We start from the raw sequence: 26,876 nt of genomic DNA on the forward strand, positions 1-26,876 counted from the left end.
GTTGAACATCCAGATGATCAGCCCAACGGGAGTGAGCAGACTAGAGAAAGAAGGTTATGACAAGTCGGAGCTGACTATCGATGTAACCAACTTTGAAAGTGGTCTGTACATTATCCAGTTCAGCAATGAGAGATCACTTGTGAGAAAGAAAGTACTCATTAGAAAGTAGTAACAGAAGTAAGTAGAATATACCAACCCCACGTCCTCCCAACTTTTGGGAGGGCAGGGTGAGGATAAAACATACAACCAAGATGAAAATAAAGAGCATATACACCCTCACACTAATAGCAGTAATGGCTTTGTTGTCGTTAGGCTGCGAGCAGAAAGATGACGGTACGGGGCCAAGCATTCAAGACCTTGCTTACGAGAAGCTGGCTGGTCAGTGGACGCTAGGTGAGTTTGGGAGCATCAAGCTAGAAGGAGCAGATGTTAGCCCCAACTATCCAGGCTTTGCCCTGTCTTTTGCAGATGGCACATACACCACCACCAATGCTGGCGACCTGTTCAGTGCCAGTGGCACATGGGAATGGGCTGATGAGTCAGCCGCAGTGGTAAACCTAGACGATGGCAAAGTTTTGAACATCCAACAGCTCACCTTTAGCAAGTTTGTGTTCAGCTTTACCAAGTCCGATGGGCCGGTAAGAGCTGGCATGGCCGGTAACTACGTGATCAGGGTAGAAAAATAAATTGTTGATCATATTTATGTTGTTGTTTGGGCCTGCAATAGAAATATTGCAGGCTCTTTTAATATTAAAGCATCCAAAAAAATGAATGAGGAGATTTGCCTTTGATTTGGCTTCAGAAAGTGCATATTAGTAACCTATAACTGTACTTGCCTGTGCTAAAAAATCGAGTTAGCGTCTCTTTCTGCCTGCTCTTGCTCTGTGTCATGTCCCTCAATGCCTTTCAGGTTAATGAGCAGATAGTGCAGTTTTCTGATATGGATAGAGCTTATAAAGTCAACGATTTTGTGAGCGTTTATCAAACTCCCGACACCATTTCGGCACAAGAAGCATGGCGAAGAATTCAAGCGGGCATCTTGGAAGAGGTTCCGTACCAAGGGAATCCGGGAATGACTAATTCAGATGTAGCCTATTGGTTGGTGTTTCAAGTCTATAATAGCCTAACGGACAACGCTCAATTTTACTTAGAGCTTTCATATCCGCAGTTAGATGCTGTGAGCCTCTCGGAAATTCATGGTGAAAGTGCTAAGCTGCTTTTTGCTACAGGAGATAAGTTCAAATTCAGTCAGAGGTCCGTAGACAATAGAAACTTTGTGTTTCCGATCAGCATTTCTTCTAAAGAGCAAAAGACCTTTCTATTAAATGCGGATAAGCGCAATTCTGCTGTTAGGTTTCCGCTACGATTATACAGTCAATCTCATTTTTTAGAAACAGCCAATAGAGAGCAGATTTACCTTTCTGTATACTATATATTCTTGGCTGTTTTGGTTATTTCTTCATTGATGGTAGGGCTTGGGCTTAGCAATAAGGTGTTTGTTTGGTATGCCGTTAGTGTGTTTTGTTATGGGTTGTGGCTGTTTACTTGGCAGGGATTCTCCTATCAATACATTACCTCTAATTGGCCTGAGTTCAACAGACATTTTCTTCCATTTTGTTCTCAGATAGCGATAATGTCTCTATTGATATTTGTGCAGAGCTTTTTTGAAACGAAAAATACGTTGCCTGCTTTCAATAGAATAATGAATGGTGTATTGCTGCTCTTTGTTTTAGGAACAGTTGTCTGGGTAATTATTCCTAATACTTATGTAGCCTTTGCGCCTAGGCTCTTTGCTTTGAGATACTTTTGCGTAGGGCTCATCTTAGTGTTTTCAGTTACTGCTGCCATAAAATACCGAAAGCAGGGAATGAATAGGTCGGTGATATTCGCCATTTCCTACGCTCTCTTTTTCATTACCATTGTTGGTAAAATACTCGATGAGTATGGTTTAATTACTGAGTTCAATTTTGTAGTAGATCCTATTCTCATAGGGAATTTAATGCAGGTTACAGGGCTTTCCGTTGCTATGATGATAATGCTCATAAAGGTGTTGAGAGAAAAGGAGCTACTTAAAACCACTAATATGGAGTTAGCTAGGTCTTTAGAGCAGACTAAGCGCGAAGCTTCAGAAGAGCCATTGGTACCTAAGTTTGAATACTTAACCTTAAAAAGTAAAGCCGTCATTAACTTGGCCGATATAGAATACATCTCATCAGATGGTGGCTATTGCGAGTTCCACATAAGAAATAAAGAGCATCCAGAAATTGATCGTAGATCGCTTACGTCATTAGAAGCAGATTTGCCTGAGTATTTTGTTAGAATCCACAGATCTACCATTATCAATTTAAACCATGCTCGACAGGTCAAGTCTAGTGCGGTGGTACTTACCTCTGGAGTTAAATTGGTGGTTTCCAGAACCTACAAAGAGGCGCTTTTAGAGGCGGCAGGGAAGAGCTAAACCTAAAGGTTGATCACTTCATTTTGAATAGCCCATTTGACTAAGCCGACCGAATTTTTTAGCTCGAGCTTTAACAGAATGTTTGACCTATGACTTTCTACGGTGTGTACGCTTATGGATAGTTCTTCGGCTATTTCTCCTGTGGTTTTTTCATCACAAATCAGCTGAATGATTTCCAGTTCGCGCTTGGTGAGCAAGTCTTTTTTAGCGAAGGAGCTAGAAGATTTCTGGTTGTCAAAGTCTAGGAAGTTCTGCATTAGCAACGGATCGAAGTAATTTCTGCCTTGCATTACATCTCTTATCGCTTCAAGTATTTTCTCTTTGTTGGAGTTTTTAAGCAAGAAACCGAAAGCCCCATTTTTAATCATCCGCTTGGCCAAGCGCGGGTTATCGTGCATACTCAAAGCGATTACCCTAATCTGTGGATAATGCTTGTTGAGATAGGTTGTACATTCCAAACCATCCATTTCTGGCATATTAATATCCATTAGCACTAGGTCTATGGTTTTAGTTTCAACAGCCTCAATAACTTGATTGCCATTGAGTGCTCCGCCCGCAAACGATAGATCGGAAACACCATTAATAATGGCTTCCATTCCATCTATTATTACCTGATGGTCGTCTGCTACCAGAATATTCGTTTTATTCATCGATAGGTATGTTTATGTTAAATTCTGCCCCATTGCCAGGAGCGCTCTGAATTTGGAGTTTTCCTCTTAGAATGTCTACCCTAGAGGCAATACTCTTCAGGCCTAAGCCTTCCTTAATTTCAGTTTTATCAAAGCCTTTTCCATCATCTTTATATTGAATGGATAGTGTAGAGTTGCTTAGTTTCACTGACAAGGCTATGGTTTGAGCATGAGCATATTTCATGCTATTGTTAATGAGCTCCTGAATAATGCGATAGATCAGCACTTCTTTTTCTTCATCAATAATGCCTTCTTCTACTGCAATTTCTTCTTTAACCTTTAGTTGGGTTGAAGCCTTTACATTGTCTAGCAGGTCTAAGATGGCTTCTGCTAGCCCAAGCTTTGTTAAGCTGGCTGGTACCATGTTGTGCGAAATTCGTCTCACTTCGGTACATGCGTTGTCAATTTGCTCCAATGATTTTCGATAGCCTTCTCGATCTTCTACTTTATCTTCAAAATTACTGAGCCTCAACTTTACACTTGTCAATAACACCCCGATACCATCATGAAGGTCTTTTGCTACACGCTTGCGTTCTTGTTCTTCGCCCATAACCATGGCCTGTAGGTTTTCTAGTTTCTTTTTTTGCAAGGTTTGAATAAAGATGAGGTAAGAAATGAGCAAGGCTATGACCAAGATTATCAGTCCGATACTAAACAGGCGAGCCTTTCGGCTAGCAAAGAACGCGGTTTGTTCAGCTTGGTCAAGCTGTTTATCTGTTCTGTAATCTTCGGTTATTTGAGCTACTCTGGTTCGTTCCTTTTCCATCAGAATTCCAATAACTTCAGAATATCTTTGATTACTGTAGGTTAATGCCTTTCTAAAATCTCCCACCAGTTCATAAGCCCTAGAAAGGCGGGTAAATGTGGTGGCGTAAACCTCATGTTCCATTTTATGTCCTCGACTTTTTTCTAGTCTATCAATTAACTCTACAGACTCTAGCAGAACGGCAATAGCAGCTGGGCCATTTTCTTGCTGAGTGTAAATACTACCGAGCAATGAATTTACTTGAATGGTGCCTAACGTGTCGCCTGCATTAGTATATAGGTGTTTAGAGGCTTTTGCATGATATACTGCGGAGTCTAAATAAGTGTCTAGGTTGCCGGGTACTTCGTCTATTAAAAAATTGTAGGCCGATCCGAGCCAAAAATGACACTTAGCTATATCTGTTGCTGACCTATTTCCTTCAAGTAGCGTCAATGCCTTTCTGTTGAAGTCTATGCAATCAGCTAGCTTTCCGAACCTGTAGCTATTAATGCCTAAGTTGATGTAAGATTTATATAGCTCTTCTTTTAGGTTGTACTCAATTCTGAGATTATAGGCGCTCTGAAAATAGATTTTCGAAGATTCCTTTTGGCGCATCAGGTCATACACCTCACCTATTTTGTCATTAAGTTCGGCCATTATCAGTGCATTCTCTTCTGTTGCTTTCAATAGCTTGAGGGCTTCGATTAAGAAGTTAATGGCGCGTTCTCGATTGTTTGAAGTATTGCTCTTTAAATGGGCATCACTGATTAGGCTGAGGTATTTTACTCTTTGGTAAGTACTTGTGCTGGATGTGTCTATTTTTTGAATGATAATGAAAGTACTATCAGTATCACCATTTGCCAATTGTTGGTTTGCAGCGAAAAATAGTGAGTCGAAAGTATATTCTTGAGAAGAGGCATTCTTCATTAAGAAGAACGCCAGTAAGATCATAAAGAGTTGCCTCATTCTTATTGAACAGGGGGAATATCGGTTTCACAATATTTATCGTCCCAAACAACCAAAGCAGACTCCGCATCTTTTTTGTTTGACTTTTCAAACACCTGCATAAGTAGCTTTTTTCCACTCAGGTTTTCATGGAAGAATATGGTATGCTTTACCATGAGCAGCTTTACCTTTCCAGACTGATTGTCAAAATCTCGCTTTATGAATTCTAAGTATACATTTCCATCGGCATCTGCATTGTTTATGGAGTATACCTCATGGTTTTTGGGTGAAAGTAAATGGTGTTCCATGTCCCATTTATTATGGAAGGCCATAAAGGTTGCTTTTACATATTTGCCAGGAATCGCTGCAACATCTTTAGGTAGTTCAGAACTGTCGAGTATTCCATTTATTCCAGTATGAAAATGGATATACGCTTTACTATTTACCAAGTCATTGACCTGGGCTAAGTCTTCAGCTTTCTTAATTGGTTTGCCAAGTTTCATGGTTACGTTATTTGTTGATGGTTGATTATACTTTAAAGATAGAAGTTTGTAAAAGATTTAAAATCAGCAGCTTCTGTGATGTGGGTAAATGGCAGAAAACCACTACCCGAATTAGGGTAGTGGAAAACTACTAATTCTTTCTTTCGGAACTTTCATTGAAAGAACTGATCTATAAAATGGCTCACTTTGGTTCTACTAAACCGATAGTATTATGAATGCCGTGCAGATTAATGAACAGTTTACTGACAGAGAATTCGAAATTATTAGCCTTATGGCTGAAGGGGCTAGCGCTAAAGAAATTGCAAATCACTTATTTGTTTCCATCAATACGGTTACTACCCACCGCAAAAATATTTTGGGCAAAACAACAGCGCCAAATACCACGGCCTTGGTGGCTAAGTGTATTCGGCTTGGATGGATATAACTGGAGTAGCATTAACGGAGACTCAAAGTCTGATAGAAGAGCATAAAAAAAGCTGTTTCAAAAGAGTGCATCCTCGTCATTCCCCATTTTGCGAAAACCACAATTCAGGGTTATGAATAACGGGTAACCTCTTGAAACAGCCTTTTTAGTTATTGTTAAGGCTTGTTTAGAGCTCTCTTATCCAGATATTTCTATACCTCACTGGGTTGCCATGGTCTTGTAGAGCAATTGGGCCAGGGCCGTGAGCAGGATTTTGTGGAAGACCAATGTATGGAGTAGTGCCAGATAATATGTGATGATTCTGTACTACCACACCGTTGTGTAAAACAGTAACTGTTCCACTGGCTACTTTAATGCCATCTTCATTGAAGCGAGGCGCCTTGTAAATAATGTCGTAAACGTTCCACTCGCCAGGGGCAACAGTGGCATTTACCAAAGGCATAGCCTGCTTATAAATGGCTGCAGCTTGACCATTGGAGTAAGTTTTAGACTCGTAGCTATCTAATACTTGCACTTCATAAATTCCCTGAAGAAATACGCCAGAATTACCTCGCCCTTGGCCTTCGCCCACAATTACAGTTGGTGCAGACCATTCAATATGTAGCTGGAAATCTTCAAACTCTTGTTTGGTTTGAATGTCTCCAGTGCGAGCTACAACTTCCATATAGCCGTTTTCTACTTTCCAAGCAGCGGGCTTTCCTTCATTTTTAGATTCCCAAGCATTTAGATTCTTACCATCGAAAAGAACAATGGCATCTGAAGGGGCAGCTCCATTTTTGCCAGGGGTAATTTTTCTAGGAACGGGGTCCCATACTTCGGTGGCTTTTGGGTCGGTAATTTGAGCCATCAACCCTGCTCCAAAGCAAATTAAAGTAAGTGTCAACGCAATCTTTTTCATATCAATCAATTATCTATTCCTAATAGTTTTTTGAATTCATCATCTGAAATACCAGCATCGGCAAAATCATCGAAGTTTTTCTGAGTTGCCTCTATAATGAACTGGCTAATATATTCTGCACCCTCTCTGGCTCCTTGCTCAGGAGATTTAATGCAGCATTCCCATTCTAAAACAGCCCAACCGTCATATCCATACTGTGTTAGTTTTGAGAAGATGCCCTGAAAATCTACTTGCCCATCGCCAATAGATCTGAACCTTCCCGGACGGTCTATCCAGTCCTGATAGCCACCGTATACACCCGATTTGCCATTCATGTTGAATTCGGCATCCTTTACATGGAACATGCGAATGAACTCATGGTAATGATCTATATAGGCCAGGTAGTCTAACTGCTGAAGTACAAAGTGAGATGGATCATAAAGTAGCTTTACTCTATTGTGTTTACCAGTAGCTTCATAGAACATCTCAAAAGTAGTTCCATCATGAAGGTCTTCACCAGCATGAACTTCGTAACAAACATCTACACCTTGTTCATCAAAATGATTAAGAATAGGTTGCCATCTATTCGCTAGCTCGGCAAACCCTTTTTCAATTAGGCCGGCTGGTCGCTGTGGCCAATTGTAGAAATATGGCCAAACTAATGCGCCAGAGAATGTAGCGTGTACATCTATACCCAAGTTTTTAGAAGCTACGGCAGCCTTTTTTACCTGATCTATAGCCCACTCATTTCTTTGTTTGGCATTCATTCCTTTTGGTGCAAAGCCTTTGAAAAGCTCTTCGTAAGCAGGGTGAACAGCTATGAGTTGCCCTTGTAAATGGGTGGATAGTTCACTTACCTCCAAGCCATACTCGGCTAATGTGCCCTTAAGCTCATCGCAGTAAGTTTTACTTTCTGCCGCTTTGTCTAAATCTATAAGGCGAGCATCCCAAGTTGGTATTTGCACTGCCTTATAGCCTAAATCGCTTGCCCATTTAGCAATATTAGGTAAGCTGTTGAACGGTGCCTGGTCATCTGCAAACTGTGCTAAGAATACAGCTGGTCCTTTTATTGTTTTCATCTTAATCTTCTATTTCTGTCCACACATTACCGTTTTTAGACGATGCTAAAACGGCTTCAATAAACTTCATTCCTCTCACCCCTTCGTGTACTGTAGGGAAAGCACCTTCTAAATACTCTTCGCCCCGAATGGCTTTGGCTGCTCCAGAATAAATATTTCCCATAGAGTCGAAAATGCCCTCTGGGTGCCCTGGAGCTATTTTGGTACTTATAGCGGAAAGTTCGCTGTTGTATTCATGCCCTGGCTTGAGCACCTGAACTGGCTTTCCTTCTTCCATAAAATAGAGGTAGTTAGGGTTTTCTTGTTCCCACTTTATACCTGCTTTGGTACCATAAACCGCTATGCAGAGATTATTTTCTTCGCTGGTGGCAATTTGGCTAGCTCTTACTAGGCCTTTCGCGCCATTATCGAACTGACACATAGCAGTTCCATCAATATCTAATGGATTGTCTTCGTAAAGTGTATTTAGGTCTGCTAATACTTTGGTGGTTTTTAGCCCAGTGGTGTACTCTACCATGTTAAAGGCATGAACGCCAATATCTCCCATACAACAGCTTTGCCCTGCTTTTTCTGGGTTTAACCGCCAAACGCCAGCTCTTTTTTCCTTGTCGTGAATAACAGGGTTAATCCAGCCTTGGTAGTATTGAGCATCAACCTTCTGAATTTTACCAAGTACCCCTTCGGCTATCATACTTTTCATTTGGCGTACCATTGGGTAGCCAGTGTAGGTGTGGGTTAGGGCAAAAGAAACACCATGCTTCTTGGTTAGAGATTCTAGCTCCATAGCTTCTGCAGCGGTATTGGTAATTGGTTTTTCACAGATTACGTGGAAACCGTTTTCAATTAGCTGTTTGGCCATTGGGTAGTGAAGAAAGTTTGGTGTTACCACCACTACTACTTCAATCCTTTCTTCGGCTGGTAAAGCCAGTTCTTTTTCTACAAAAGTATCTATATCAGCATATGTTCTGCTTAGGTCTAGCTCTAGCTTTTTTGCAAACTTCTGACCGTTTTCAAAGTTGGAATCGAATACTCCTCCAACTAAAGTATACTCTTCGCCAATATATGAGGCTATTCTATGAACAATACCGATGAAGGAGTTGAGTCCTCCACCCATCATGCCCATTCTAATTTTCCTTTGTGTAGACATAAATTTTGAAGTTTTATAATTTGGGTTCTACTCTTAGTCTTGTTTGTAAGCTACTTTCTCGTTTTTGAAGAAAATAGAGAAGAGGATGAATACTAACACAGAGAAGCCTGCAGGTAATAACCAAATGTTCTCCCAAGTGTGAGTTCCGTCTGCATTGGTGTACATTCCTGAAATTTGGCCAGCAGCCCAGAAACCGATTAACATACCCACACCGTAGGTAGCAAGAGTGATAAGCCCTTGGGCGGCACTTTGGAATTTGGCTCCAGCTTTAGAGTCAGTATATATCTGACCAGATACAAAGAAGAAGTCATAGCATATTCCATGAAGTGCAATACCTAATAGTAGCATCCAGGTGCCAGAATCTGCATTTCCGTAGGCAAATAGTACGTATCTAATTGCCCAAGCTAGCATTCCGAATAGTAAAGTCTTTTTTATGCCATAACGAGTTAAAAAGACCGGTAGTAATAGCATAAAGGCTATTTCTGATATTTGACCGATAGCTTGCTTTCCTGTGGCGTTAGTCATGCCAATCTCTAAAAGGAAAGGGTTGGTCATTTGATAGTAAAATGCTAGCGGAATACAGATAAGAACCGATGAAAAGAAGAATACAGCAAAGTTCTTATTGGCCAAAAGCTTAAGTGCGTCTAGTCCAAGAATATCAGAAACCTTAATTTTTTCACCCTTGTCAACTTGCGGTGGAGTTTTAGGTAGGGTAAAGCTGAATATACCAAGAACGGCAGAAGCTGCTGCTACCATTAAGAAGGTGTTTTTTAACATACCCGCCTGAGCTGCTTCTTGAGAGTCCCAAGAGAGCGCACTGATTACAAACCCAGCGATAACCCAACCAATGGTTCCGAATACTCTAATTTTAGAGAACTGTTTAGAAGGGTCAGTTAACTGTCTGAATGAAACAGAATTTACAAGGGCCAAAGTAGGCATGTAAAGAATCATGTATGCTAATACGTATGGGTAAAAGCTGGCAAAATCTGTGGCCTGATACATCATGTACATCAGTACTGCACCAGCAAGGTGTAATACGCCAAGAATACGTTCGGCATTAAAAAACCTATCGGCAATAAGGCCAATAATAAAAGGTGCTATAATGGCTCCCCAAGATTGTGTTGAAAAAGCCATGCTGGCTTGAGCATCGGTAGTTTGGAGGTTGTTGCCCAAATAAGAGCCTAGTGTTACAAACCAGCCACCCCAAATAAAAAATTGGAGAAACATCATAACGCTAAGTCTGATAGAGATTCCCGTTTGGTTCATAGTTATCAAGTTTATGTATTTGTCTGTAGTTGAATTAGTCTTTTAATTGTTTGATCATCACCTTTCTGAATTGCACAGGATGACTCTCACTTTGAAGTGCAAAATAACCGCCATTGAGCGGTTTGCCATCTTCCATAATATTGTCTTTTAGGTTACTTACCATTCCAATGCCCATTACAGGATTGCTATATTTCATTACGGTATCGCCTTCCACCACATGAGCGATTTCGCCATTGGCTCTCGCCACTATATCCATGGTAATCCATTGGTCTCCATCATAAGTTTTGGCAGTTGAGGTAATACAATGGTCAGTGATCTGAACTCCATCAATATCTACGTGGGTTCCAGGAGTACAAAGGCCGCCAGTAGGCCTAGGGTTGCCATCGCTTAGGCCTCCTAAAAACTGAGCTTCTAAAGAAATGGGGAAGTCTTGTTGTTCTCCCATGGTTTCTGGTGCCTGTGAGTGAAACATCACTCCACTATTTCTAGTGGCCCATGCGGCTCCACCTTCTACTTGTTCTCCAATAAATCGGTACTCTACTCTTAGAACATAATTAGAGAATGGCTTTTCATAAAAAAGATGTCCAAAACGGTTGTCGAACCTGTAGTACTTGTCATAAGAAACGGTAAGAAGACCGTCTTCTACTCTGAAAGTCTCCCCATAATTTTCACCAGCCGGATAGCCAGTTATTTTAGGTGTCCATCCTTCTAAGTCCTTGCCATTGAACAGGTTCTCCCATTCGTTTTTGTTTTGAGGGGTACAGCCTAAGACTAATAAGAGTACTGCCACACCAAGAAGGGTGGTTAATTTTGCGCGTTCCATAGTAAAATTTAGGAGCAATAAGTTAGCTAAAATCTTATTCTTAGCAAGCCTAGTTTATGCCTTCAGTAGAGTTTCGGCAACAAGTAAATCTTCTGGAGTAGTTATTTTTATGTTTTTATAGTCGCCCTCTATTAAGTTAATACTGTGGCCTGCTTGTTCTAAAACTGAAGCATCGTCTGTAAAGCTGGGAGTGTATTCTTGTTCAAACGCCCTTTTAATGAGTTGAATTTTAAAGGCTTGAGGGGTTTGAATTAGCCTGAAGTTAGTCCTGTCTTCTTGTCGGTTAGCGTGTGGAGTAATGGATCTAATAGAATCTTTGAGTTGAATTGACGCAATGGCGTTCCCTGCCCGTTCCGCTTGTTCAAAAGACTCAGAAATTATTTGACGTTTTATTAATGGTCTAACACCATCATGAATGGCTACTAATCCATCGTCTGCCTTTATACTAGAAAGACCATTTTTTACAGAATGAAAGCGCTGTTCGCCACCAGCTATAATGTTATGAGGAATTTTGAATTGATGTTCATCAACTAACTCCTTCCAGTAAGGAATCTGACTCTCTGGAAGCACGAGGATAATTTGAATATCATCAAAATGGAATGCCTCAAGCGTGTGCATAAGAATAGGCTTCCCTGCCAGCTTTATAAACTGCTTCGGTAGTTCGCTTTTCATGCGGGTTCCGCTTCCTCCTGCTACTACGATGGCGTATTTCTGCATAGCACAATATTAAACAAAAAAGCCTTCCTGAATCAGGAAGGCTTTTCTTTAGCACTGCTTTATTATCTTAGATAATTAGCATGGCATCACCATAGCTGAAGAATCTATATTTCTCTTTGATAGCCTCTTTGTAGGCTTTCATTACATTCTCGTAACCACCAAAAGCGGCTGCCTGCATCAATAATGTAGACTCAGGTAAGTGGAAGTTAGTCACTAAGGCATTACAGATTTTGAACTCGTAAGGAGGGAAGATAAACTTATCTGTCCATGCTGAGTTCGCTTTTAACCTGCCTCCCGCTGAAACCGAAGATTCTAATGCTCTCATTGAAGTTGTTCCAATAGAAACCACTCTTTTCTTCTCATCTAGCGCTCTGTTTACTAGCTGAGCAGTTGGTTCTCCAATGCTGTAGTTTTCAGAGTCCATTTTGTGCTTAGTTAGGTCTTCAACATCTACCGGACGGAAGGTGCCTAAGCCAATATGAAGCGTAATTGGAGTAACATCAATGCCTTTAATTTCCAATCTCTTTAAAACCTGCATGGTAAAATGGAGGCCAGCTACTGGTGCAGCCACTGCTCCTACATGCTTAGCATAAATTGTTTGGAAACGCTCTCTATCCTCTGGCTCTGTGTCTCTTGGGATAGTTCTTGGGAGCGGAGTCTCGCCTAAAGTATCGATGGTTTTGTAGAATTCTTCATCGGTACCATCGAACAGGAATCTGATGGTTCTACCTCTAGATGTAGTGTTGTCGATAACCTCAGCTACCAACTCACCTTCTCCGAAGTAGAGCTTATTACCTACACGGATTTTTCTAGCAGGATCTACCAACACATCCCAAAGGTGCATTTCCTGGTTGAGTTCTCTCAAAAGGAATACCTCAATTTGGGCGCCTGTCTTCTCTTTTTGGCCATAAAGCCTAGCAGGGAAAACTTTAGTGTCGTTGTTAACCATCACATCACCTTCATCGAAATAGTCCACAATGTCTTTAAAGACCTTGTGTTCAATTTCTCCAGTGTCGCGGTGCAACACCAACATTCTTGACTCGTCTCTGTTTTCGGCTGGATATTTGGCAATTCGGTCTTGAGGTAACTCAAACTTGAATGCCGATAATTTCATTTTCTCGATACTCAATTCTCCTGTCTTTTGAAATAGCTGGCAAAGATAAAAAATAAATAATGAGCGACATAAGGTAAGTTGAGCAAATGAATAATTCAAGTAAAGAATTAAAGAAGTAGTGCTTCTCCACTCAACCACCTTAACTTCCTTTCGCTCCATGAATTCACTTTTTTAACCATTAAAGGTTTGAGCATGTTTACTTTTTCCGATTCTTTACGTTGCAATAGTAACCACTAAAAGCTAGGTCGATTTATGCGCTTTGGTATCTTTTTGAAATTAATGGGCGAAAGTATTCGCTTTGCAATTCAGGTCTTAACTACAAACCTCCTCAGAACAACGCTCTCTTTGTTAGGTGTAACCATTGGTATTATGCTGATTATTTCGGTATTCACCATGGTGGATTCATTGGAGAAAAATATTCGCGATAGCCTCGATTTTCTTGGCTCAAACGTGGTTACTGTAGATAAATTCCCGTTCGGAACAGGGCCAGACCCTAATTATCCGTGGTGGAAATACTTCAGAAGACCCAATAATAGCTACTCTGAATTTGAGTTTTTGCAGGCTAATTTAAAGAATGCTGCCGCTATTACTATTGTAGGGCAAGCTTCTACAACCGCCAGATATGGTAGTAGTAGTTTGGGAGGAACAGACCTTTGGGGAATGACCTACCAGTATAAAGATGTATATGAGGTAGATATTGCTCAAGGTAGATATTTCACTCAGCAAGAAATAGAAGGGGGGAGAAATGTGGCGATCATCGGTGATGAAATTGCCCAAACACTTTTTCCTAATGAAAGTGCTATAGGGAAAGATATTAAGGTTCGGGGCTTTAAGGTTCGGGTAATTGGAATAATGACCAAAGAAGGCGAGAGCTTTATAGGTACACCAAGTAGTGACGACCGAATATATATTCCTTATAAGATGTTTAACAAAATGTACTACATCGGTTCAAGATGGGGTATAAACCCTTCTCTAGCTGTGAAAGGCTTTGAAGACGATATAGGAATGGTGGAACTTCAAAATGAGATGGAAGGGCTGCTTAGAAAAGTTCGTGGACTTCGTCCTAAAGAAGAATCTAATTTTGCGCTAAACAGGCCAGAAGCTATTGCTGAAGCATTGGGTGGTATTTTTGATGTGCTAGGTCTTGCTGGTTGGGTAATCGGAGGTTTTGCCATTTTGGTAGGAGGCTTCGGAATTATGAACATCATGTTTGTGTCTGTACAAGAAAGAACCAAGCTTATAGGAATTCAAAAGTCGCTTGGGGCTAAAAATTATTTCATTCTATTCCAATTCTTGTTCGAATCTGTTTTTCTATGCTTGTTCGGAGGAGCCATTGGGGTATTCATTGTCTTCCTACTTACATTCATTCCGTTCGGCACCTTAGAAGTTACATTGAGTGTTAAGAATATTTTATTGGGTGTAGTGGTGTCTAGTATAATTGGGGTGGTTTCTGGAATTATCCCTTCTGCAAAAGCAGCTAGACTAGACCCGGTAGAAGCTATGAGAGCTGGTTAAGAATTTGATTGTTTAAAATAAGAAAGGCTACTCATCGAGTAGCCTTTTCTGTTTCTATTTTAGAGTAATATTATTCCTCTCCTTCGGCAGGAACTTCGCCACTGATGTGAGCCTTAATTTTACCCTCAAGCTCTTCTGATAATTCAGGGTTGTCTTCAATGAGCGATTTTACTGCATCGCGCCCTTGGCCAAGCTTTTCGTTGCCATAAGAGAACCATGAACCAGCTTTCTTAATAATGCCTAATTCAACCCCAATGTCTAGAATTTCACCTGACTTTGAGATTCCCTGACCATACATAATGTCAAACTCAACCACTTTGAATGGAGGCGCTACTTTGTTTTTCACAACCTTTACTCTAGTGCGGTTACCCATAATGTTGTCTGCACTCTCTTTAATCTGACCGATTCGTCTAATATCTAAACGAACAGAAGCATAGAATTTAAGGGCGTTACCACCAGTTGTGGTTTCTGGGTTTCCAAACATTACGCCAATCTTCTCTCTTAACTGGTTAATGAAAATACACGCACAACCCGTCTTATTAATGGTACCTGTTAGTTTTCTTAATGCTTGTGACATTAAGCGAGCTTGAAGCCCCATTTTGCTGTCGCCCATTTCTCCTTCAAGTTCACCTTTAGGAACCAAGGCGGCTACTGAGTCAATAACAATAATGTCTAATGCACCAGAACGAATTAAGTGTTCTGCAATTTCTAAGGCTTGTTCTCCATTGTCTGGCTGAGAGATCAATAGGTTTTCAGTATCTATTCCTAATTTCTCTGCATATGTTTTGTCAAAGGCATGCTCTGCATCAATAAAAGCGGCTAAGCCTCCTTTTTTCTGTGCTTCGGCAATGCAATGCATGGTTAGTGTGGTTTTACCAGAAGATTCTGGCCCGTAGATTTCAATCACTCTTCCGCGAGGAATACCACCAATGCCCAAGGCAATGTCTAGCCCTAGTGAACCGGTTGGTATAGAAGGGAGGTCAACAACTTTTTCATCACTTAGCTTCATTACAGTGCCCTTGCCGTAAGATTTTTCCAACTTGTCTATAGTGAGCTGAAGTGCTTTTAGTTTTTCTTTATTATCACTCATGTTAATTGGGTAAGACTTGAAAGATGTGCGTTTAGAGTGTGAAGATAGCAGTAAAGCCTGCAATACACAACCATATAATCTTTGTAATTTCGCTGCCCTATGAAGGTCAAGAAAATCTTAAAATGGGTAGGCTTAAGTCTATTGCTGATAATCATAGTTTTAGGAGTTTGGCAGCGAGAACTTGTTGCTTATGGGTGGCTTCAACTCAAAGGGCAGCTTAACGTAGTGAATAATGCTATTCCATTAGAAGAGTTTATGGAGTTGCCAACTACCACTGAAGAGCAAAAGAAAAAGGTAGAGATAGTACTAGAGGCTAAGCAATTTGCTTTTGAGGAATTGGGGATTAATTATTCCGAAAACTATTCTAAGATATTTGATCAGCAGGGAAAGCCATCTATGTATGTAGTAACTGCTTGCGATCCGTATTATTTCAGACCCAGAATGTGGAAGTTTCCTGTGGTGGGTAGTGTGCCTTATAAAGGGTTCTTTGAATTAGAGAAAGCTAGGGAAGAAGCAAATAGAATAAAGACTGAAGAAGCAATAGAGGTAGATATCAGAACAGCCGGTGGATGGTCGACATTAGGTTGGTTTCAAGACCCTGTGCTTAGCAATATGCTCAATAGGTCTGAAGGAGATTTGGCTAGTTTAATTATTCATGAGCTAACCCATGGAACCCTCTTTGTGAAAGATTCTGTCACTTTCAATGAAAACCTCGCATCTTTTATAGGAGATAAAGGAGCAGTAATGTTCTTGGAGAAAAAATATGGTAAAGGTTCTGCTCAAGTGACGGACTATCAGCAGAGTCTTAAAGATGAAGTTACTTTTAAAAACTACATGCTAGGTGCGGCACAGCACCTAGATTCTGTTTATAAGGCAATGGTAGACTTATCGATAGATGAAAAGGAACAATTGAAATCTGATGCGTTACTAAGAATAAGAAACAATTATGATACGTTATCGTTTGGTTCTGAGGTATATCAGGGTTACTTTAAAGAACGTACGCCTAAAAACACTTTCTTCATGTCCATGCTTCGGTACAACAGTCAGCAAGAAGAATTGGAAAGACAATTGCAAGACGACTTTGGAGGAGATTTACTGGCTTATTTGACTTACTTAAAAAAACGCTTTCCTTCGCTATAACTTTTTTTGGTATGGCCTTTGTCAAGTGAAGGGTAAAAGAAGAAATGAAAAAGACACTACTTGCCATATTTCTACTAACTGCTTTCGGTTTGAAGGCACAGAAATATGAACTTTCAAAAGAAATTCCCTTTCAACCAGGAGAGAAAATTGAGTTGAAAGCTACTGTCGGTTTCATAAGAGCTGCAGAAGCAACCTTTTCTGTTAGCGATGTAATTTATACTATTAATAATAAGCCTACTTGGAAGATAGATATCAATGCTAAAACGGTAGGTGTTTTCGAGTTTTTCTCTTCAGTCAGAGATAATTGGGGTACTTATTATGATACCACCAGTTTAGTGCCTCAGCAGTTTTATAGATACATAAAAGAAGGAAGGTTTCGTAAAAATGAGATTCTTTACTTCGATCATGATAAAGATTCAGTAACTGTAGCTAAGCTTCATAAAGAAACCATGAAGCTGGAGAGTCAAAAAGATCACGCTATTCCTGAAAACGTTCAGGATATGGTAAGTGGCTATTATTATCTGCGTTCCATTGATTTCGATAAGATTAAGGAGGGAGAATTGATTGTGATCAATACTTTCTTTGACGACAAGCAAAAGCCTTTTGCGGTAAAATTCATGGGTAGAGAGGTGCTCAAGACCAAACTGGGAGATGTGAATGCCCTCGTACTTGTGCCAATGATGAAAAAGGATAGCCTGTTTGAAGAAGATAACACCCTTAAAATTTGGTTATCTGACGACCTAAATAAAATTCCATTGAAGGTTCAGGCTAAAATCTATGTTGGTTATCTCAATGTAGAACTGAAAAATGTCGAGAATTTGCGACATCCACTCTCAATCATAGAGTAAACTATCAAATACATGTTGCCTAAAAGCTTTCAAAAACTATATCTTTGAGCAATTAATAAGACAACTCATGGCGAATAAGCAGAGCCCCAAGGTCTTGGTGGTAGATGATGATCCGGATATTCTGGAGCTTTTAAAGTACAACCTCAAGAAGGAAGGATACGATGTTGAAACTGCTGAAGACGGAATGAAAGGAGTTTCAATTGCTAAAAGATTTACTCCAGAGCTCATTTTGTTAGATATAATGATGCCTCAGCAAGATGGTGTAGAGACTTGTCGTCAAATTAGGGAGATTCCTGAAATGGCAGATGCTCATATCATTTTCCTAACTGCAAGGGCTGAAGAATATTCAGAGGTAGCCGCTTTTGAAGCTGGAGCAGATGACTACATCACAAAGCCTATTAAGCCTAGAGCTTTAATGAGTAGAATTAGTGCCCTTTTTAGAAAAGAAAGTAAGAATAAATCTAAGCCGCAGGTAGTGGCCGGAGATCTTACTATAGATAGGTCTAGTTATACCGTTTCAGCAAATGGTAACCAGTTTACCTTGCCCAAGAAAGAGTTCGAACTCCTTTACTTTTTGGCTCAGAACCCTAATAAGGTTTATAGCAGAGACGAATTGCTTCAAAATATTTGGGGTACAGACGTTTATGTATTAGCCAGAACAGTTGATGTTCACATTAGAAAAGTGCGTGAAAAAATAGGAGATGGCTACATCTCTACAGTGAAGGGCGTAGGCTACAAGTTCGAAGTCAACTAAATGTATTTTAAGTCGAGAGTTGTAGCACTGGTGCTGGCTGCCTTAGTGGCCATAGTTACCACTGCATTCTTATCTCTCTTGCCAGATTCTACGCCAACTGTAATGCTGGTGGCTGGCTTGCTCTCTTTTGCAGTTACCTACTTGTTGGTTTATGTGACCTTCGAGTTTTTGGTTATGAAGGAGATAGGTGAAATCTACAATGTGCTCAATAAGATGCGCAAAAAAGATTTCTCCTTTATAGAAGAATATGATAATGGTAACTCAAACCACCCCCTAAAGCGGATTAATCAAGAGATATATAAGTACGGAATTAATCGTCATCGAGAGATTGAGGACCTTAAAAAACTCGAGGCTTTTAGAAGAGAGTTTTTAGCAGATGTGAGTCACGAGTTGAAGACTCCCGTGTTTGCCGCACAAGGTTTTGTCCATACTCTATTGGACGGAGCTATAGATGATAAAAAGATTCGTAAGAAATTCTTGAAGCGTGCAGCCAAGAGTTTGGATAATCTCGACTCACTTATTCAAGACTTGCTAACCCTTTCTCAAATTGAAACTGGTGAAATTAAGATGCATTTCGAGCATTTTAATATTGTTTCAATAGCCGAAGAGGTAATAGATCAGATGGAAAGTAAAGCAGAAGATAAGAACCTTACCGTAAGGTTCGATTCTGCTTATGAAACACCCATCTTCGTTCATGCCGATGCAGACAGAATTTATCGAGTGTTAACCAACTTGGTGTCAAACGCTATTAAGTACACGCTAGAAGGCGGTGTTCAAATAGGCTTTGAGGTAAAAAGTGAAAAAGTGCTCGTATATGTGAAGGATACTGGGGTGGGTATTCCACCAGAGCATCTTACTAGAATCTTCGAACGATTCTTTAGAGTGGAGAAGTCTAGGTCTAAGGAAATGGGCGGTACGGGACTTGGCCTAGCAATTGTAAAGCATATTCTAGAAGCGCATAACACCAAAGTCAGTGTAATCAGTACGGTAGGAAAAGGTTCAACCTTCAGCTTTAAGTTGCCAATAGGTCAAAGCGCTGAAGAAATGGAGGAGGAGTTAGAAGAAGAAAGGCTTGAGCTAGAGTCTTTAGGGGAGGATAATAGATAATGAAGCTAGATTTTAAATCGCTAGTCTTATTTGAAGACGATAATTTTTTGGTAGCCAACAAGCCTCCGTACATTTCATCGCTAGACGATCGGAACAATGATGTGAATCTTCAGATGCTGGCCAAGCGATATGACGAATCACTTTCTGCCTGTCATAGATTAGATAAAGAAACTTCTGGTTGTTTGTTGTTCGCTAAAAATGCCGAGGCTTACCGACATGCCTCCATTCAGTTCGAAAAACGAACCGTAGACAAGGTTTACCACGCATTTGTGAATGGTATTCATGAATTCAGAAACCTAAAGGTTGAGCTACCTATACTCTCTTTAAATAAAGGTAGTGTAGTGATAGACTTTAAAGGAAAGCCTGCAACTACCATTTTCAATACATTGGAGGTTTATAAAAGGCACTCTTTAATAGAGTGTAGACCAGAAACGGGTAGAATGCACCAGATAAGAATTCATCTAAGTAAAAAAGAGGCACCTATTATAAACGACCCTTTGTATGGAGGGGCTCCTTTGTTCTTGTCTGAGATTAAAAAGAAGTTCAATTTGGGTAAGTATGAAGAGGAGCAACCACTTATTAAACGATTTGCCTTACATGCCTTTGCCTTAAGTTTTCGCTCCTTAAATAACGAAGAGGTAACTGTTCAAGCAGGCTATCCGAAAGATTTAAGGGTTATAGAAAAGCAATTAAAAGCTAATAGGTACTAGATTGGGCTCCAATCCCTCTGGTTTTCAATTAATTTGCAAGCCTATGTTGGAATTGAAAAATCAAACTTCTATCTTTGTGTCCCTTTTTACGGGAAGGTCTGAATAAAGTATTTAAAGTCAATAAATTATACTGAAGTGGATACACTAAGTTATAAGACAGTATCGGCAAACAAAGCGACAGTAGACAAGCAGTGGGTGTTGGTCGATGCCGAGTCTAAAACATTGGGAAGATTGGCCAGCGAAGTGGCTAAAATCATCAGAGGTAAGAACAAGCCTAGTTTTACTCCACATGTAGATTGTGGTGATAATGTAATTGTTATCAATGCCGATAAAGTAAGACTTACAGGTAAAAAGTGGACTGACAGAGTATACCTAAGTTATACTGGTTACCCTGGCGGTCAGAAGAGAACTACTCCAAGAGAATTGAAAGCAAAATCTTCTACTCTTCTAGTGGAAAGAGCTGTAAGGGGTATGTTGCCTAAGAACAGATTGGGAAGAAGTATTTTCCACAACCTGCATGTTTATGAAGGAACAGAGCATCCTCATGAAGCTCAAAAACCAAAAGTTGTAGAATTATAAGAAGCCTTCAATGGAAGTAATTAATACTATAGGAAGAAGAAAAACATCAGTTGCAAGATTGTACATGCAACCTGGTAAAGGTGAAATCTCTATCAACGGAAGAAACCTTGGTGAATACTTCGGTTCTGATGTGATGGAAATTGTTGTTAAGCAGCCATTGGTTAAAGTTAACCAAGAGTCTAACTTTGATCTTAGAATCAATGTAGATGGTGGTGGACCAAAAGGTCAGGCTGAGGCTATTAGAATGGCTATCTCAAGAGCACTTTGCGAAGCTGATGCAGAATTCAGACCTGCTTTGAAGAGCGAAGGTTTCTTAACTCGTGACCCTAGAATGGTTGAGCGTAAGAAATACGGTAAGAGAAAAGCAAGAAGATCATTCCAGTTCTCGAAACGTTAATTCGAATTAATTTCAAAATATATAATGTTTAATTTAACTCATAAAGACTTACTTGATGCTGGTGTTCACTTCGGACACTTAACGAGAAAGTGGGATCCAAGAATGGCTCCGTACATCTTCATGGAGAAGAACGGAATCCATATCATCGATCTTAATCAAACCCTTAGCAGCCTCGAAGAAGCGTCAAACGCTGTTAAGAACATCGTACGTTCTGGTAGAAAAGTTATGTTCGTAGCTACTAAGAAACAGGCAAGAGCGCTTGTTTCTGAAGAGGCTAAGAGATTGAACATGCCTTTCGTGACGGAAAGATGGTTAGGTGGTATGTTAACCAACTTCGCGACCATTAGAAAGTCATTAAAGAAGCTTCAGGGAATTGATAAGCTCATGAAAGATGAGGCTTACAAAGCTTTGGCTAAGAAAGAAAGATTAATGAAAACCCGTGAAAAAGCTAAATTAGAGAAGCTTTTAGGTGGTATCACTGATCTTACTAGACTTCCTGCAGCACTTTTCGTTATCGATGTAAAAAGAGAGCACATTGCAGTAGCTGAGGCGCACAAACTAGGTATCCCGGTTTTTGCACTTTGCGACACTAACTCTAACCCTAACGATGTAGACTTCCCAATTCCTGGTAATGATGATGCGTTCAAGTCGATCGAAATCATTACTCAAGCATTCGGTAAGGCTATCGAAGAAGGTCTTGCTCAAAGAAAGGTAGATAAAGAAGAGAGAGAAAGAGAGAAGGCCGAGCAAGAGAAGAAAGATGTTGATGCTCAACCAGAAAATCAAGACGCATAATTAATTGACAAAAACTTGATATAAATTGAACATTGAATTCGCTTCGATGTTCAATTTTTGTTTTAACCAAATTAGGAATCATAAATAACTCATAAAATGGCTATTACAGCAACAGACGTTAACAAACTAAGACAAATGACCGGTGCCGGTATGATGGATTGTAAAAAGGCATTGGTTGAAGCAGATGGCGATTTCGATAAAGCCATTGAAATCCTTCGTAAGAAAGGTCAGAAGCTTTCAGAGAAAAGAGCTGACAGAGAGACAAAAGAAGGTAGCGTGTTTGTAAGAACTAGTGAAGACAAAACTTCTGCTATCATCATTTCATTCACTTGTGAGACTGACTTCGTAGCTAAAAACGATGACTTCCAATCTTTAGGTAATGAAATTGCTGATGCTGCAATGGCTAACAAACCTGCCGACCTAGCTGCTTTGAACGAGTTGAGCCTTGGCGAACTTACTGTTCAAGCAAAAGTAACTGAGTACATCGGTAAAATTGGTGAGAAGCTAGCGGTTAATCACTATGAAACTCTTACTTCTGAGCAAGTTGCTTCATACATTCACTCTAACGGTAAATTAGGTGTTCTTGTGGCATTGACTGGCACAGATGGTAATGATGTTGCTGAAGCTGGTAAAGATGTTGGAATGCAGATCGCTGCTATGAACCCTGTAGCTGTTGATAAAGACGGTGTAGACCAAGCAACTATTGAGAAAGAAGTAGAGATCGGTAAAGAGCAAGCGAGAGCTGAAGGTAAGCCAGAGCAAATCATTGAGAAAATTGCAATGGGTAAGTTGAACAAGTTCTTCCAAGAGAATACTTTGTTGAGCCAGCCTTTCGTAAAAGATTCTAAGCAATCTGTTCAGCAATACTTAGATTCAGTAAACAAAGGAATGACCGTTACTGAATTCAAAAGAGTAGCTATCGGAGACTAGTTTTCTGATTAAATATAGTGCTTAAAAAGCAGTCCCGAGTGATCAGGGCTGCTTTTTTGGCTTTCAGGTAATAGCCCTTTATAGCTGGAATCGTTGTGAAGAAAATAAACTAGGGGAATTGGTCTCTATCTCAAGTCTTTCAATCTTATAGCCAGAGTATCTAGAGCTTGCTCATTGTATGGAGATACTTCTTCTATTTGGACTGCTTTCTTGTCTTTTAAATATACTATGCTAGGATAAATACTTGCCAAAGTAGAAGAATAAAATATATTATCCGTATCAACAAAAACATTTTCTCGTTCCACCAAATCTCTACCTAATTTTAGTTTTAATCCCTTTATTGAGGAAACTGCTGTAAATATAATGTCTAATTGATTTGTTCTGTCAATATTAGTCATTACAAAATTCTCTGAATTAGTTATGCAGCCTTCGCAGCCAGCATTAGGTATAATAAGTATAGCCGTCTCTAAATAGAATTCATGATTTAGATTTCCAGATTTGATAATTGAATTAACTTCTTCAAGCTTAGGGTTTGAATTTTTTGAGCAAGCGATTACGAGTATAGAAATGAATAGGATGATTATCTTTGACTTATTTTTTAACATAGAGATACTTTTTAAAGACTAGGATATCCTCATTATTTTTTTCGTAAAGGTTATCTTTAAGATATATTCCATCAACAGTTGCAAATGCTTCGTCATTTAACATGATATCTTTTACTTCTCCTATTTTTTGGAACGAAGAATCTAACAGTATTACACCTGTAAAGGTGTTGTCATTGGACTTGTTTTTCGATTTACGAGGTTGCTGCATATTTGCTTCTACAGAATTTTCTGTAATCTTAAGGCCGAACGTAATAGTGCGTAGGTATATTTTTTGATATTCATCATATAGGATGTTACGAAACCAGTTGTTACCTACTTGATATTTATAATTATTGAAATCAGTGAAAGATCCCTTGAATTTCGGGGGGGCTTCAGCATTATTAGAACCAGCATAATATTTTTTGATTTCATTGGTCTTAAGATCAATAACACTAATGTGACTATCAAAGGGGACAGAGCTTACATATTTGTTTTCATGCTTATTTAATGTGCCGAATATTGTTTCATTTTTACCTAAGTATTCTTTGAAGTCATCTTCCCATTTCATAAGTAGACGTTTTTCTTTTGTACGAAGGTTGTATTCGAGTAATGGTTTATTGTTGTTTTTCGTTGTAAAATTATTATTTCTTACTGGAATATAGATTGAATTAGTTAATTCATTATAGTTAAAAGAGTTGCTGAAAGTCTGTATTGAAGGATCTGAGTCGTCATAAGACAATAGAAGTTGACTTCTGACAACTTGACCATTGTTGGTAATGACATGAAGTTTATTGGTCAATCTACTAAAAGTGATTATTGAATCTATTCCATCAGTAGTCAGTCTGCTTACCTGCCCAATTCCCGTAGGACCTTCCTTAAAAAGTTTTATGGTTTTTAACTTAGTTCCATTTGCTAATGAAAAGAAATGGAGTTCATATTTGTAATCATCGAATACATAAATGCTATTGGATTTTTTGTCATATCCCACTTTGCTACCGAATCTCTTGGTCGTTGTGTTCAAAGGAAATATTATTCGTTCTTTTAACTCTAAAGTGAGTTTATCTTCAAAAATCACATCTTCTGGTCTTGAGTTGCATCCAGGTAATAAAATATATAAAATTAAAAGGAGGTAGGTGTTGAGTTTATTAGACATTATGACTGATTTTGTGAATTATAAGGTCAGGTACTATAGATTTATAATACCTGACTAATAATATTTACTCTGCTTTACGCGGCATCTTGCATTCTCTTGCCGTAGGATCTAGGGTTCCTTCCTCTTGGCATTTCAAAGATAGCAAGGTTTCACCTTCTTCGTTGGTAGAATAGTCCTTAACGCACCAGTCCTTTGTACCCTCTTTTAAAGTGCAGGTAGCGTTTGAAATCATAGGTGTAAGTACTCCGCACAACATTAGAACGATTGCCATTGATATCGCTTTGATTCTCTTTTTCACGTTTTGAATAATTATTAGTTAACCTACTCACTTTTGTTCAGGCATTTTCGGCATCCTCCTGTTTTTTTGAGCGGCAATACAAAGGCAGTTGTATACAGGACTGAGAGATGTATTGTGTGTGCTCATTCTTCGTTTTGCTTAGCAGCCAGATGAAGTTCTTTTTCTTAAGAATAGTATGAAGTAAGTTATCGAAAACATAAAAGTCAATAAAAAAGTAAAAAACATAATAAAATTAATTCAATGATATTTGAATGCCTAGAAATGGTAGTAAGAAGTGAACTGCTCTGTTAGTTACTAAACATGATTTATTTGGGGGGTAGATGTTGAGTTTTAAAAACAGGTAAGCAATCTGTTCAACAATACTTAGATTCAGTAAACAAAGGAATGACTGTTACTGAATTCAAAAGAGTAGCTATCGGATAATTTTATCCTTCAAGCCCATCAGGCCAAAGGTCAGATGGTATAAAATCAAAAAAAAAGCGACTTCGCAAGAGGTCGCTTTTTTTGTCTGCTAGAATTAATACTGATCTTACTTTTCCTGGAATCCGAAGATTTGCCCTTGCTGCGCCACATTGAAACCAGCCTGGCTTACTTCTTCATATTCTGGACTATTCATGTCCAGAATAGGGTTGGTATGATTGGCATGAATAAAATGAACCTTGGCTTTATCTGTTTTTGATAGCTCACTAAAGAGTTCCATACTTTCTTTAGTGAAAGGATGAGGAATAAGACTCATATCTCTGCCTTCTAGTTCACCGTCTTGGTAGAAGCTGGCATCAATGAGGATGATGTCATTGTTTTTAACTACTTCTCTAATGTCCACGTCCCACTTATTCCATTTGTCAATATCTGGGATGAAAACAACGGACTTTTGGTTGATCTGAATTTTGAACCCGACAGTTTCACTATACTCATCTCTGTGTGGAACAGTAAAGGGCATAACGGAAATATCTTTAGAAAGCTCAACCAAAGTTGAGTCTTGCATGGGTTTAATGCTGATATTATTCAGGCTTACTAATTGATTCCATGGGCCATTTTCTTCCAAGAAAGTCTTCATTTTAGGCATGGCGTGTACAGGAACGCCTGCAGTTCCCATCACTTCTCTGCCCAAATGCATGAGGCCGGTGTAATGACCAATATGGGCATGAGTAAGAAATATGCCGTCTAATGGATAGTCATTCGTTTCTGAGATTTCATCTAGCATTTGTAGCTGTTCTTTGAAATCTGGTGTAGCATCGAACAAGTATCGCTTTTTATTGATTGGGTCTATTAGGCCTAAAGATACCGTGTACAGTGGTTTTCTCTGTCCTAAATTTATGGCTTTCCATTCTTCTTGATAGCCAGCTTGTGGATAGCCAGCGTCTTGTGCTACACCCAATACCATAATAAAGGGAGTTTTCGGGGCAGTGTTTTCTACTTGACTTACCTCGGAGCAGCCTAAAAAAATGAATAAAAAAAGAGCCATAAGAGGCTCTAGTTTTTTTGTTGAAGATGATGCTGTTGTCATATTAGCTACCACAACCTACACAATCAAAATGAGAATCCATAGGTTTAACACCATTCAATTTCATTTTAAGGTTGTGAATTTGGTCTTTAATGTCCATATCATTGAACATGTCTCCAGTAAGCTGAGAAGATAGTTCATCTATCTGCTTTTGTAATTGTTCTGCAGTTTGTTCCATTGCTGGGTATTTGTTTAGGGTACGATGATGAATTTAAAGCTTCTCAACGTCAAATCAAATAACTCTAGTTCATTAACGATGGCTTAAAATTTAAAATGTTGAAAATTAATTGTCGGCCTTGAGTAGTTTTTAGCTAGAGTTCATTGATTCATAAATTTGTCTAAACTAGTCTTAAGGTCTCTCTAAGACTTCAGGTAGAAGGTCGAAGCGAGACGCTTTGACCAGAGTCGGTTTTGGAGATTGGTGCTTGAAAATTGGAATTTAACCCTTGCCCCTTTAGGGGCTCTACATCGGTAGCTTAATGATTAGCAGAATTCATTTTGTGCCTTGAGGTACAAAACATTATTTCACCTAGCCTTCTGGTGACAAGGTGTTCTGTGTGTTTCAAGATTCTGTTTCGGTAACAGCGCGGCAGGCCCGCCAGAGCAGGCCTAGGCGCAAGGGTTTGTGCGGCTGGGCGTCCCCAGAAAATAAAGATTGAATAAAATCTTAAATTGTGTGTAACCA

The 26,876-nt window shown here is 39.4% G+C and carries 30 protein-coding genes; 14 read left to right on the forward strand and 16 right to left on the reverse strand.

Annotation, left to right across the window (positions count from 1 at the left end; genetic code table 11):
- Positions 1-13: 13 nt before the first annotated feature.
- The 3 genes from AWW68_RS20440 (at position 14) to AWW68_RS07785 (ending at position 2,458) form a co-directional block, all read left to right on the forward strand.
- Positions 14-169 carry a hypothetical protein gene (locus AWW68_RS20440; protein WP_157717721.1) on the forward strand — a complete coding sequence of 52 codons (156 nt, stop codon included), beginning with the start codon at positions 14-16 and terminating at the stop codon, positions 167-169.
- A gap of 82 nt (positions 170-251) precedes the next feature.
- Positions 252-686: a hypothetical protein gene (locus AWW68_RS07780; protein ID WP_068219026.1), complete on the forward strand. Its 435-nt coding sequence runs from the start codon at positions 252-254 to the stop codon at positions 684-686.
- A gap of 203 nt (positions 687-889) precedes the next feature.
- On the forward strand, positions 890-2,458 hold the full coding sequence (locus tag AWW68_RS07785) for a 7TM diverse intracellular signaling domain-containing protein (RefSeq protein WP_068219029.1): 1,569 nt from the start codon (positions 890-892) through the stop codon (positions 2,456-2,458).
- A gap of 2 nt (positions 2,459-2,460) precedes the next feature.
- Here the strand turns inward: AWW68_RS07785 and AWW68_RS07790 are convergent, their stop codons facing one another.
- From AWW68_RS07790 to AWW68_RS07800, 3 genes are read right to left on the reverse strand one after another with little or no spacing between them, the layout of a single operon-like run.
- Positions 2,461-3,108, reverse strand: a complete 648-nt coding sequence (locus AWW68_RS07790) for a response regulator (protein WP_068219032.1) — start codon at positions 3,106-3,108, stop codon at positions 2,461-2,463.
- Positions 3,101-4,858 (reverse strand): ATP-binding protein, encoded by a 1,758-nt coding sequence (locus AWW68_RS07795; RefSeq protein WP_068219035.1) that lies wholly within the window; start codon positions 4,856-4,858, stop codon positions 3,101-3,103. Before AWW68_RS07795 ends, AWW68_RS07790 begins: the two co-directional genes overlap by 8 nt.
- A 2-nt stretch (positions 4,859-4,860) precedes the next feature.
- Positions 4,861-5,340: a hypothetical protein gene (locus AWW68_RS07800; RefSeq protein ID WP_068219038.1), complete on the reverse strand. Its 480-nt coding sequence runs from the start codon at positions 5,338-5,340 to the stop codon at positions 4,861-4,863.
- A 211-nt stretch (positions 5,341-5,551) separates the two neighbouring features.
- Between AWW68_RS07800 and AWW68_RS07805 the strand changes: the two genes are divergently transcribed.
- Positions 5,552-5,764, forward strand: a complete 213-nt coding sequence (locus AWW68_RS07805; protein ID WP_068219041.1) for a response regulator transcription factor — start codon at positions 5,552-5,554, stop codon at positions 5,762-5,764.
- Between the two features lie 166 nt (positions 5,765-5,930).
- Here the strand turns inward: AWW68_RS07805 and AWW68_RS07810 are convergent, their stop codons facing one another.
- From AWW68_RS07810 to queA, 7 genes are all read right to left on the reverse strand, one after another.
- Entirely contained in the window at positions 5,931-6,662 is a 732-nt protein-coding gene (locus AWW68_RS07810) for a 3-keto-disaccharide hydrolase (RefSeq protein WP_068219044.1), read from the reverse strand.
- 5 nt (positions 6,663-6,667) lie between these two features.
- Positions 6,668-7,720, reverse strand: coding sequence for a sugar phosphate isomerase/epimerase family protein (locus AWW68_RS07815; RefSeq protein ID WP_068219047.1), 1,053 nt, complete (start codon positions 7,718-7,720; stop codon positions 6,668-6,670).
- A gap of 1 nt (position 7,721) precedes the next feature.
- A complete protein-coding gene (locus tag AWW68_RS07820; RefSeq protein ID WP_068219050.1) occupies positions 7,722-8,867 on the reverse strand; it encodes a Gfo/Idh/MocA family protein in 1,146 nt (381 codons plus the stop codon).
- Between the two features lie 33 nt (positions 8,868-8,900).
- Complete coding sequence (locus AWW68_RS07825) at positions 8,901-10,133, reverse strand: nucleoside permease (protein ID WP_068219053.1); 1,233 nt, start codon at positions 10,131-10,133, stop codon at positions 8,901-8,903.
- Between the two features lie 34 nt (positions 10,134-10,167).
- Positions 10,168-10,956: a 3-keto-disaccharide hydrolase gene (locus AWW68_RS07830; RefSeq protein ID WP_068219055.1), complete on the reverse strand. Its 789-nt coding sequence runs from the start codon at positions 10,954-10,956 to the stop codon at positions 10,168-10,170.
- 54 nt (positions 10,957-11,010) lie between these two features.
- Positions 11,011-11,673 carry a 2-C-methyl-D-erythritol 4-phosphate cytidylyltransferase gene (locus AWW68_RS07835; RefSeq protein WP_068219059.1) on the reverse strand — a complete coding sequence of 221 codons (663 nt, stop codon included), beginning with the start codon at positions 11,671-11,673 and terminating at the stop codon, positions 11,011-11,013.
- 67 nt (positions 11,674-11,740) lie between these two features.
- Positions 11,741-12,787, reverse strand: coding sequence for a tRNA preQ1(34) S-adenosylmethionine ribosyltransferase-isomerase QueA (queA, locus tag AWW68_RS07840; protein WP_068220752.1), 1,047 nt, complete (start codon positions 12,785-12,787; stop codon positions 11,741-11,743).
- A gap of 279 nt (positions 12,788-13,066) precedes the next feature.
- Here queA and AWW68_RS07845 point away from each other — a divergent pair, with 279 nt between their 5' ends.
- Positions 13,067-14,302: an ABC transporter permease gene (locus tag AWW68_RS07845; RefSeq protein ID WP_245660223.1), complete on the forward strand. Its 1,236-nt coding sequence runs from the start codon at positions 13,067-13,069 to the stop codon at positions 14,300-14,302.
- A gap of 70 nt (positions 14,303-14,372) precedes the next feature.
- On the opposite strand, the gene recA is transcribed toward AWW68_RS07845, so the two are convergent.
- Positions 14,373-15,392 (reverse strand): recombinase RecA, encoded by a 1,020-nt coding sequence (recA, locus tag AWW68_RS07850; RefSeq protein ID WP_068219065.1) that lies wholly within the window; start codon positions 15,390-15,392, stop codon positions 14,373-14,375.
- Between the two features lie 99 nt (positions 15,393-15,491).
- Here recA and AWW68_RS07855 point away from each other — a divergent pair, with 99 nt between their 5' ends.
- From AWW68_RS07855 to tsf, 9 genes are all read left to right on the forward strand, one after another.
- Positions 15,492-16,532: an aminopeptidase gene (locus AWW68_RS07855; RefSeq protein WP_068219067.1), complete on the forward strand. Its 1,041-nt coding sequence runs from the start codon at positions 15,492-15,494 to the stop codon at positions 16,530-16,532.
- A 44-nt stretch (positions 16,533-16,576) separates the two neighbouring features.
- Positions 16,577-17,380 carry a DUF3108 domain-containing protein gene (locus AWW68_RS07860; protein WP_068219070.1) on the forward strand — a complete coding sequence of 268 codons (804 nt, stop codon included), beginning with the start codon at positions 16,577-16,579 and terminating at the stop codon, positions 17,378-17,380.
- A 67-nt stretch (positions 17,381-17,447) separates the two neighbouring features.
- Positions 17,448-18,134 carry a response regulator transcription factor gene (locus AWW68_RS07865; protein WP_068219073.1) on the forward strand — a complete coding sequence of 229 codons (687 nt, stop codon included), beginning with the start codon at positions 17,448-17,450 and terminating at the stop codon, positions 18,132-18,134.
- Positions 18,135-19,241 carry a sensor histidine kinase gene (locus AWW68_RS07870; protein ID WP_068219075.1) on the forward strand — a complete coding sequence of 369 codons (1,107 nt, stop codon included), beginning with the start codon at positions 18,135-18,137 and terminating at the stop codon, positions 19,239-19,241. It abuts the gene before it with no gap.
- Positions 19,241-19,951, forward strand: coding sequence for an RluA family pseudouridine synthase (locus AWW68_RS07875; protein WP_317038751.1), 711 nt, complete (start codon positions 19,241-19,243; stop codon positions 19,949-19,951). The genes AWW68_RS07870 and AWW68_RS07875 overlap by 1 nt, the downstream gene beginning before the upstream one ends.
- Positions 19,952-20,086: 135 nt before the next feature.
- Positions 20,087-20,530 carry a 50S ribosomal protein L13 gene (gene rplM, locus AWW68_RS07880; protein WP_068219081.1) on the forward strand — a complete coding sequence of 148 codons (444 nt, stop codon included), beginning with the start codon at positions 20,087-20,089 and terminating at the stop codon, positions 20,528-20,530.
- Between the two features lie 10 nt (positions 20,531-20,540).
- The gene (gene rpsI, locus AWW68_RS07885) at positions 20,541-20,927 is read left to right on the forward strand and encodes a 30S ribosomal protein S9 (protein WP_068219084.1); all 387 of its coding nucleotides are present in this window, start codon (positions 20,541-20,543) and stop codon (positions 20,925-20,927) included.
- Positions 20,928-20,951: 24 nt separating this feature from the next.
- Positions 20,952-21,722 (forward strand): 30S ribosomal protein S2, encoded by a 771-nt coding sequence (rpsB, locus tag AWW68_RS07890; protein WP_068219088.1) that lies wholly within the window; start codon positions 20,952-20,954, stop codon positions 21,720-21,722.
- Between the two features lie 96 nt (positions 21,723-21,818).
- A complete protein-coding gene (gene tsf, locus AWW68_RS07895) occupies positions 21,819-22,652 on the forward strand; it encodes a translation elongation factor Ts (protein ID WP_068219091.1) in 834 nt (277 codons plus the stop codon).
- A 125-nt stretch (positions 22,653-22,777) separates the two neighbouring features.
- Here the strand turns inward: tsf and AWW68_RS07900 are convergent, their stop codons facing one another.
- The 5 genes from AWW68_RS07900 to AWW68_RS20230 all read right to left on the reverse strand — a co-directional run bounded on the left by AWW68_RS07900 (position 22,778) and on the right by AWW68_RS20230 (position 26,369).
- Complete coding sequence (locus AWW68_RS07900) at positions 22,778-23,257, reverse strand: hypothetical protein (RefSeq protein WP_068219095.1); 480 nt, start codon at positions 23,255-23,257, stop codon at positions 22,778-22,780.
- Positions 23,244-24,389, reverse strand: coding sequence for a DUF4221 family protein (locus tag AWW68_RS07905; protein ID WP_068219098.1), 1,146 nt, complete (start codon positions 24,387-24,389; stop codon positions 23,244-23,246). Before AWW68_RS07905 ends, AWW68_RS07900 begins: the two co-directional genes overlap by 14 nt.
- Before the next feature lie 64 nt (positions 24,390-24,453).
- Complete coding sequence (locus tag AWW68_RS20070) at positions 24,454-24,660, reverse strand: hypothetical protein (protein ID WP_157717570.1); 207 nt, start codon at positions 24,658-24,660, stop codon at positions 24,454-24,456.
- A 556-nt stretch (positions 24,661-25,216) separates the two neighbouring features.
- Positions 25,217-26,152: an MBL fold metallo-hydrolase gene (locus AWW68_RS07910; RefSeq protein WP_068220755.1), complete on the reverse strand. Its 936-nt coding sequence runs from the start codon at positions 26,150-26,152 to the stop codon at positions 25,217-25,219.
- A 43-nt stretch (positions 26,153-26,195) separates the two neighbouring features.
- Positions 26,196-26,369 carry a hypothetical protein gene (locus AWW68_RS20230; RefSeq protein ID WP_185101236.1) on the reverse strand — a complete coding sequence of 58 codons (174 nt, stop codon included), beginning with the start codon at positions 26,367-26,369 and terminating at the stop codon, positions 26,196-26,198.
- Positions 26,370-26,876: the final 507 nt, after the last annotated feature.

The sequence above is a fragment of the Roseivirga spongicola genome (genome assembly GCF_001592965.1).
Classification (GTDB): Bacteria; Bacteroidota; Bacteroidia; order Cytophagales; family Cyclobacteriaceae; genus Roseivirga; species Roseivirga spongicola.